The following is an 8,596-nucleotide window of genomic DNA, read 5'->3' as shown; positions in this document are numbered from 1 at the left end:
GGATGCTTTCCCCAAGTCAGCCGCTCGATGGGCTACCGCTTGCAGCTGGACGGCGCAAGCCATGTCACCACCGCCGCGAAGGGCAGCACCGTCGCGGTCAACGTGAACCTGCGCAACGTGGGCTGGGGCCGCATGTTCTCCAAGCGTCCGCTGGTGGTCACGCTGCGCAACAAGAGCACGGGTGCCACCATCACCGGCTCGGCCGGTGACCTGAGCACGGTGGCCGCCGGCGCCTCGGGACAGATCGCCGTGAACGTGAGCATCCCCTCGGGGGCCGCGGCCGGCACCTATGACGTGCAGATCAGCGCACCCGACATCTGGTCCACCACCGCTGCCGATGCCCGCCATGCGGTGCGCTTCGCCAATGCCGACAGCGGCGCTCAGGTCTGGGACGCTTCCACCGCCCGCTTCACCGCCGGGACGAGCCTCAGCGTTCAGTAACCGGCCATCGCCAGCCGGCTCGCAGCGCGATCCGGCACCGTTCACGCAACCCGCGTCAGGGCAGGCTCCCGCCTGCAACTACCTGCGCGGGTTCTCTACTCTCACACCTCGGCTGGAGGCCCGCGTCGCCCTGGTCGGTGCACTCATCTCGTCGCATGCCGAACGTTCTCGGTCTCTTCCGCGAGGCACTCAGCCTGGTCTAGCGCCTCTTATCTCGAAATGCCCGATGCCCGGGCGATCAAGAACGCATGACGCGTCGTGAGATCAGCATTGCTCAGATGGCGCCATCGCGGCRCCAAATGTGCGCGAGGGACACCGACATCCTCCCGAAGCATCGAGGTCTGCACAATATCCAGTCCGGCCCCCCTCGCAGCGTCGAGATGGCTGGACATTGGCTCACGATTGATCAGGAACTCCTTCCTGCCCAGCGCGACTCGCCACAACCACTCCGGATAGGCCCAGTGCCCGTTCCAAACCGCCGACGTCCCGTGGTTGTAGAAGTGGATCTGATGGGTCGTCATCCCCCCCGGTCGCAGCATCGCCCCGATCTGCTGCCAAACCTCCGGAACCGAGTTCACATGTTGGAGCACGGTATGCGAGAACACGAACTCGGCTGATCGAGGCGTGATGGCATCCATGCTCCATGGCGCGAGATAAGCGATCCGCTCGGAGAACCCCGTATCCACGAACGCCTGAATGTCTCTTCGAAGCTCGGCGATCCGCCGCGCGTCGAGCAATGGCTCGAGATACTCACGCGGCAGGATGGTCGGCCAGCCCGACGCATCGAGTGCCCCGCGGTGGTAAGGAAACCCTTGCGGGTTTAGCGTGACCCTTGCATGGAACATTTCGACCAGTTGGTCGAACATTGGAACGACCGTGTCCATCGGCACGAATGGCAGAACGTCGAGCGCGAGGTAGCGCTCGGCTCCGCAAATCAACGCGGCCATGCCCGCGCCCAATGACAAGCCGGGTCCGACTTCGACGACGCTGGCGGGCACACACACCAAGCCGTTGGCGTGGGCCGCTGACAGGTGTTTCAGCCAGATTCCAAATCCCGTCTTTGCGGGTGCCGGGTGTGGACGGAAAGCGAACCGTCGATACAGCGGCATGACGCCGGGCACGAAGGACAGCGCCCCTGTGAGAACTGTTCGTGGTCGAATGTTCACGTCGGAAGCAACCAGAGCGCCGATCGATCAACAAGTTGCCGACGGGGGGCATTGACGCCATACGTCAGCGACTCATGCATCATCCGGATGACCTCGCCGTTACGCCCGTTGGCGCGGTGTTTATCGAGGGTCATGCAGAGCCTGTTGAAACCTTGAGGAGGTCAATTGGCCGAGATCATATCCTTGCGAAGCGCGACAGAGTTGAGCCACCATTCGTCGCAAGGCATCGAACATCCGCMTCGGTTGCCGAACACCGAGAGGCAGTCCCCGCAAATGAAGGGGGTGCAAGTCCAGCAGAACGTGCGTCCAGGCCTCTGCGACGGGCCGACCCAGCCAATCCACTGATATCCTGACATCCTTTCTCGTTCTGTGCCGCTCTACTTGGAAGGGCCAGGCTGGGATGCGATTCCGGTTCTCGCAATTCACGGCCTCTGCCGGTGGTAACTTCGAGAGAGACTTGTCAATGATCAGGACGCTTGGGTCTGCAGCGAACCAGCCGAATGTCACGCCGGGCAGTTCCACCTCTCGTCGGCAGGCGGTCGACAGCCTTGTGTGGATGGCGCTTGCCGCTCTGCTGATCGTTCTGCACCTGTCCCCGAGCTTCGTGCCAACGCTGAATCAGGACAGTTTTCAATACCTCAGCGCGGCCGCAAATGCGCTGCAAGGTCTTTTCGGCTACACCTCGCTGATTCATTTCGACGTCGAGCGTTCGTTCGGCGTCTCGCCAGCGCCCATGGTCACGTTTGCGCTGGGATACCCGCTCGCGATTGCCGCGGTCGGCCTCACAGGCACGGCATTGACCACCGCCGCACTGCTGGTGAGCACCGCGTCGACCATGGCGTGCGTACCTGTGCTGATGTGGATTGCCCGGCAGTTGGGGTTCTCGCGTCTGCTGTGCAACGCGACGGTCGCCTGCTTCGTTGTCAATGGGATCGTGATCGAGTTCGGCGGCGCGGCACTGAGTGAGGCCCTTTGCTCGCTGTGCATGCTGCTTGGTGTGGCGCTTCTTCTGAGGGGGAGCCATCTCGTAGAACGTCCCGCATGGCCGGCATGGGTGGCGGCAGGGCTGGCGTTCGCTGCAGCCTACTTGGTCCGCTATGCCGGGCTGTTCTTCATCGTCGGTCTGGGACTTTTGACGCTGCGTCACGTGGCTGGTCGCAACCGCAAGCTCGCACGCGGCCATGCGATCGCGCTCGGCGTTGCTCTTCTTGCCGTGCTGGTTGTTGTCGGGCGCAACATGGTGCTCGTTGGGAACTGGCGAGGCCGCGACGAGATGCTCGTCAACAACCCGCTCGTCCCCGCGCTGGTCCAGACGGCGCAAGGGTTGAACGCGTTGACCCTGGGTTCAGGCACCAGTTCGAGTTTGCCGGGCGGCACCTTCATTCCCAAAGTGCTGTTCACGGTCCTGTTTCTTTCCGGGCTGGCGATCCTGGCATGGGCTCGCTGGCGAGACCGCGGCGCCACGACCACGCGCGCGGCTGGTCATCGAGGCATGGCGGTAGACATCTTTCTGCTGGCCGCTACCTACAGCGCGTGCATGTTCTATGCAGGAATGACCAGCTCGATCTCATATGGCGACGCACGCAATCTTGTGCCCATCGCTTCGCTGCTTGTCCTCCTCCTGGGTTGGGGGATCCATGCAGCATTGAGCTCGGTGCCACGTTTCCCCGCGCTGTGCCAGTCCGCAGCGGTTGCGCTGGCTGCCAGCTTCTGTATTTATGCCTATCTGAACGCCGCGGTCCTGCGCAGTCCCGCCTTGAACGCGGCGGCCCCGGTCGTCGAAATGGTGGAGGGCACCGTCGACGACGGGAAGTCGATCCGTTCGGTGATTGGCGACATCGTCGGCCCCGGAGTGATCCTGGCCAACAACGGGCAAGCCCTCGGGCACGTGCTCGGCCTTCGAACCGTTTCCATGGTGGGGCCCACATTCAGTACCGCCGTCTGGGACGAAGCGGCGGTGCAGCAGGCGATCCGGCGCTTCAAAGTCGCGGCGGTGATCATCTCCGCGCCGATTGCTGGGCAACCGGAAGATGACAATCTACCTTCGCCCTTCATCCGAGAACTGTCCCTTGGGAAATCGCCCGCTTGGCTTAAGCTGGCATCCCGCTCGAAACGGATTCTGGTCTACGTTCCCGACACTGCATCCCGGTAGGTACCGCGATGAGTTCTGTAACCTCCACGATCCGAGTTTCGCGAGGCGATGCGAAAACCGGGCGCCTCTCAGAAGTCGACACTGCGAAGGGAATTGCCATTGCCTTGGTCGTCATCGGGCACATGGTGGCGCGCGACCTCAAGCCCCACGGCAACGATTGGTGGATGGTATTTCACGAGCACCTGTATTCGTTCCATATGGCCTTTTTCTTCTTCTTGAGCGGCTACGTATTCTTCACGCACCCTCCAGACCAATGGCCCGGCCGACTCTACAAGAGTGCAACCAAGCTCGTCCCCGCCTACCTCCTGTTCGCCTCGATCGTCTACGTGGCGAAGTTCGCCGCGGCGCGGGTGCTGCACGTCGATCGCCCGGTGAGGCACCCGCTCGACGAAATCCTTTTCCTGATCAGCTATCCGACGGAATCGTTTGCGCAATTTCTCTGGTTCATCGTCACGCTTCTGATGATCTACGCTCTGATGACGGTCTTCCGGGCATGGATCACACGCTATCTTGGCGTGGCGCTGGCAGTATCGCTCGCGCTTCACGTGCTGTCCGTGACGGGTCACGTGACCGACTTCCTAGCACTGCAGCAGCTGACTCGCTACACCCTCTTCTTCCTGCTTGCCGCCGCCTGTCATCGAAACCTCGCAGCCTGGACCTCGGCTGTTTCTCGCAATGGCGAATGGTTCGTCATCGCGTTCGTAGCAGCGCTGATCGCATTGCCGTTGGTTTGGCTGCCTACGGTGGCGGGGTTGCTGAGTCTCCCGGCGCTGCTCGCCGTCGCGATCTGGGCCGATCGCTGGTCCCGGATTCGCGAGCCACTGCAATTCCTTGGGCGCAACACGTTGCCGATCTATCTGATGAGTTCCCTCACGATGGGCTTGGTCCGCGGTATCGTCTTGAAGCTGTGGGGCTGGGACGACTGGCATTTTTTCGTCGTAGCGCCGGCACTGATAGCGGCAGGGCTGCTCGTACCGATCGCGGTTCAACGCATGCTGTTTGCGCGCTGGGCGTGGACCGATCGAATCACACGCTAGCGCCTGTATTCGAACGGAGGCACCACCGTCTTGCATTCCATGCACGCCACCAACTTGCTTGACGACTCCTGCGACCCATCGATGAGCGCTTCGCCACTCCCTCATCTCTACGTCGACCTCGACGGTACCCTGATCGCCACGGATCTGCTTTACGAATCGTCGTTGCAGCTGCTGCGCGAATCGCCGCTGACTGCGCTGCGATTGCCGGCATGGCTGCTGCACGGCAAGGCACATCTCAAGCGGAAGATCGCCGAACGCGTAAGCTTGGACGCCTCGGTGCTGCCGTACCGCCCCGGCGTGCTCGACATCATCCAGAAGGCGCGTGCGCAGGGCCGCAGGGTCGTTCTGGCCACGGCGTCGGACGAGTTGCTGGCGGCGTCGGTCGCCCAGCATCTGGGCACGTTCGACCATGTGATGGCTTCCAACGGAACGTCGAACCTGTCAGGAGTCCGCAAGCTCGACGCGATCCGGGCGGATGCGGCCGGCCACGCGTTTTGCTACGCTGGAAACGACCGTGTAGACCTGAAGGTTTGGCAAGGCGCGCAGGCAGCGGTCGTCGTGTCGAGTTCCAAGGGTCTGCGTCGGCAGGTCAGTCAACTCACATCGATCGAAGAACAGGTCGACGTACCCAGGGCCAGCCTGCGGAATTTTCTTTATGGTCTGCGGCTGCATCAGTGGCTCAAGAATCTGTTGGTGTTCCTGCCTTTGCTGCCGATCATCGGTTCGGTCACGCAGTCGATGATGCTGGCTGCGATCTCGATGTTCTTCGCCTTCGGTCTGTGCGCATCTGCGATCTACGTCTTCAACGACCTGCTCGACCTCGAGGCCGATCGGCACCATCATCGCAAGAAGAAGCGCCCGTTCGCTTCGGGGGTGATCTCCATCTCCCAGGCGGTACCGCTGGCGCTCGCGCTGCTGGCCGCAAGCGCGGCACTGGCCGCGTTCACGCTGCCACCCATTGCCGTGGCCACACTCGTCGGCTACGTGTTGCTGACAACCGCCTACTCCACCTTGCTCAAGCGGCGCATGCTCGTCGACGTCTTTGCGTTGGCGATGCTGTACACCACGCGCATCCTGGCGGGTTCAGCGGCCACCGAAGTCGAGCCATCGTTCTGGCTGCTCGGCTTTTCGATGTTCATGTTCCTCAGCCTGGCCCTGGCAAAGCGCTATGTCGAGATCGGCGAGATGCGCTCGCGGGCGCAATCCGAGGTCAAAGGGCGTGCCTACGTCGCCGGCGATGGCGTATTCATCCTCGCAACCGGGTTGGCATCGGGCCAACTCTCTATCCTGACGTTGAGCCTGTACCTCAACGACCCGAGCGTGGCCCAGCGCTATGGTCACCCTTACGGGTTGTGGCTCTTGTGTCCGTTGCTGCTCTACTGGCTGGTGCGCATCTGGCTGAAGGCGCACCGCGGCGAACTGCACGACGACCCGGTCGTCTTCGCCGCCACCGACCGCATCAGCCAGGTCATTGTGCTGGCGAGCATCGGCCTCGTCTATTGGGCGTCTTAGATTTTCCCTGCGGCGTTGCAAGCCACGCGCCTAACTTCGCGCGATGAAGTAGGTTCCGCCGCAGATGAGCGCCACCCCGAGCATGCGTGATGCGTTCACCGCTTCGCCGAACCAGAAGTACCCAGCAAAGAGCACGAGTACGTACGAGACACTGAGGAACGGGTAGGCAAAACTCAGTTCGACCCGCGACAAGGCCATCAGATGCAAGCCCATGCTGAACACGAGCACTGCCAAGCCGCCGATGACGAACGGGTTCAGCGCAACCACCGGGACCATACTCAGCAAGTTGCCGCCGTTGAAGTCGAACTTGCCGATCGTGTTCATCCCGTGCTTCAGGAGAATCTGCGACATGGCATTGGTCGTCACCACCGCCAGGATGAGGGGAATGTATTGGTGCATGAAAGAAGGGGCACCGAGGCCCACGTTTGTTGTGCTGGGTTTTCGCCGCGCTTCCGGACGGAAGGCCGACGTGTGCGGCCACGCCAGGGGAATGGCGTGATTGGCATTGAAAGGTACACGCTGCTACCCGATCGCGCAACCCATCATATGCAGGCCACTGCTTCACATTGACGATGACCGAGTCTTTTCGCTCCTGGGGTCGTGTGTTCGGTCCACCGCAACGCACACTGTCCATGACCAGCCGCGACACGGTCCTGGCGGCACTGGCTGCGCAGGACGCCGGCGAATCACGCCGGGCGACGCCCGACGCGATCGCCAGTGTCCTGCCCTACGGCAACGGGCGCAGCTACGGCGACAGCAATCTCAACCCGGGCGGCGTTCTGCTGGAGATGGGGCCCCTGGCTCGCTTCATCGAATTCGACGCGGACAGCGGTGTGCTGACCTGTGAGGCGGGCGTGCTGCTGTCGGAGATCCTTGCGCATTGCGTGCCGCGAGGCTGGTTTCCAACCGTCACCCCGGGCACTCAGTTCGTCACGGTCGGCGGCGCCATTGCGAACGACGTCCACGGGAAGAACCACCATCGCGCCGGCTCGTTCGGCAACCACGTGTTGGAGTTCGAACTCGTCCGTTCGGATGGCACGTGCAAGATCTGCTCGCTGGACCAGAACGCGGACTGGTTCGCGGCCACGATCGGTGGCCTGGGCCTCACCGGCGTCATTACCTGGGCGAAGTTGCAGCTGCGCCGGATCTTCAATCCCTATGTCGAAAGCGAGAGCATACGTTTCCGGTCGCTCGAAGAATTCTTCGAGATCAGTGCGGCATCGGAGTCCGACTACGAATACACGGTCTCGTGGATCGACTGCGCCTTCGGTGGCACAAGACTGGGGCGCGGACTCTTCAACCGCGGCAACCATGCGCAGGCCGATGTAGATCTCACGCGCGTGCCGAAGGCGCAGCGCGATCACGTCGATTTGCGAGAGCGTCGCATGCCGTTCTCGCCCCCCTTCTCGCTGATCAACGCGCTGACGCTCAAGGCCTTCAACCTCGCGTATTTCCATCGCCAGCGTGGCGACCGCGTACGCCTGCTCCAGCACTATCGCCCGTTCTTCTATCCGCTTGACGCTGTGCTCGAGTGGAACCGCATCTACGGCCCCAGGGGCTTCTATCAGTACCAGTGTGCGGTGCCCGATGCGCGTGCGCTGCGCAGCGTGCGCCAGCTGCTCGAAGCCGTCTCGGCCAGTGGCATGGGCTCGTTCCTGGCGGTGCTCAAGCAGTTCGGCGCCCCGACTTCGCGCGGGATGCTGTCATTCCCGATGCCGGGCACCACCCTGGCGCTCGACTTTCCGAATCGGGGCGCCCGCGTGCATCGCCTGTTCGAAGCACTGGACCGGATCGTGCTCGAAGCAGGTGGACGTCTCTATCCGGCCAAGGACGGGCGCATGGGTCCGTCCATCTTCAAGGCGGGCTACCCGCGCTGGCAGGAGTTCCAGGGCTATGTCGACCCGCGCTTCTCATCCGGATTCTGGCGCCGCGTGATGATGGAGACCGGCTGAAGGCGACGCTCAGCCGACCGCGCCACGCGCGTACTTCGAGACGATCTTGGTGACGCCCATGTCGAGCAGTTCGCCGAACACGCGCAGGAACTCGTCGACATGCTGCGGCCCCGCGATCAGCGGCGGTTCCAGACGAATCACGTTGCGGTTGTATTCGGTGAATGCAACCAGCGTGTTGTAGTCGCGCAGTAGCAGCGTTCCGGCGAAGCCGCAAAGGCTGCCTTTGAGCTTTTCGTCGAGCAGCGAAACCATCTGCCGCACGCCGAACGGCAGGGTGTCGCTCAGATCGGCGAACTCGATGCCGACCATCAGGCCGAGCCCGCGGAAGCCCGCGGA

8 protein-coding genes are annotated in these 8,596 nt (G+C 62.6%); 5 read left to right on the top strand and 3 right to left on the bottom strand.

Translation table 11 applies throughout. The features are described 5' to 3' along the window. Positions 1-441 (top strand): DUF4832 domain-containing protein (locus ACXRVY_RS11170; protein ID WP_458237402.1); only part of this gene is annotated, 441 nt, incomplete at its 5' end. 209 nt (positions 442-650) lie between these two features. Here ACXRVY_RS11170 and ACXRVY_RS11165 read toward each other — a convergent pair. Beyond that, entirely contained in the window at positions 651-1,607 is a 957-nt protein-coding gene (locus ACXRVY_RS11165; protein ID WP_458237401.1) for a hypothetical protein, read from the bottom strand. Between the two features lie 463 nt (positions 1,608-2,070). Between ACXRVY_RS11165 and ACXRVY_RS11160 the strand changes: the two genes are divergently transcribed. From ACXRVY_RS11160 to ACXRVY_RS11150, 3 genes are read left to right on the top strand one after another with little or no spacing between them, the layout of a single operon-like run. Next, positions 2,071-3,759: a phospholipid carrier-dependent glycosyltransferase gene (locus tag ACXRVY_RS11160; protein ID WP_458237400.1), complete on the top strand. Its 1,689-nt coding sequence runs from the start codon at positions 2,071-2,073 to the stop codon at positions 3,757-3,759. A gap of 8 nt (positions 3,760-3,767) precedes the next feature. Next, positions 3,768-4,796: an acyltransferase family protein gene (locus tag ACXRVY_RS11155; protein ID WP_458237399.1), complete on the top strand. Its 1,029-nt coding sequence runs from the start codon at positions 3,768-3,770 to the stop codon at positions 4,794-4,796. Between the two features lie 39 nt (positions 4,797-4,835). Further along, positions 4,836-6,308 (top strand): UbiA family prenyltransferase, encoded by a 1,473-nt coding sequence (locus ACXRVY_RS11150; RefSeq protein WP_458237398.1) that lies wholly within the window; start codon positions 4,836-4,838, stop codon positions 6,306-6,308. A 30-nt stretch (positions 6,309-6,338) separates the two neighbouring features. On the opposite strand, the gene ACXRVY_RS11145 is transcribed toward ACXRVY_RS11150, so the two are convergent. Continuing rightward, positions 6,339-6,707, bottom strand: a complete 369-nt coding sequence (locus ACXRVY_RS11145) for an EamA family transporter (RefSeq protein WP_458237397.1) — start codon at positions 6,705-6,707, stop codon at positions 6,339-6,341. Positions 6,708-6,940: 233 nt separating this feature from the next. Here ACXRVY_RS11145 and ACXRVY_RS11140 point away from each other — a divergent pair, with 233 nt between their 5' ends. Continuing rightward, positions 6,941-8,260 carry an FAD-binding oxidoreductase gene (locus ACXRVY_RS11140; RefSeq protein WP_458237396.1) on the top strand — a complete coding sequence of 440 codons (1,320 nt, stop codon included), beginning with the start codon at positions 6,941-6,943 and terminating at the stop codon, positions 8,258-8,260. A 9-nt stretch (positions 8,261-8,269) separates the two neighbouring features. On the opposite strand, the gene ACXRVY_RS11135 is transcribed toward ACXRVY_RS11140, so the two are convergent. Then, a partial coding sequence (locus ACXRVY_RS11135) for a hypothetical protein (RefSeq protein WP_458237395.1) occupies positions 8,270-8,596 on the bottom strand: 327 nt, incomplete at its 5' end.

The sequence above is a fragment of the Pseudomonas sp. P5_A2_2 genome (assembly GCF_054177685.1).
The sequence above is the reverse complement of the archived record's forward strand: the minus strand, read 5'-3'. Positions and strand labels throughout refer to the sequence as shown.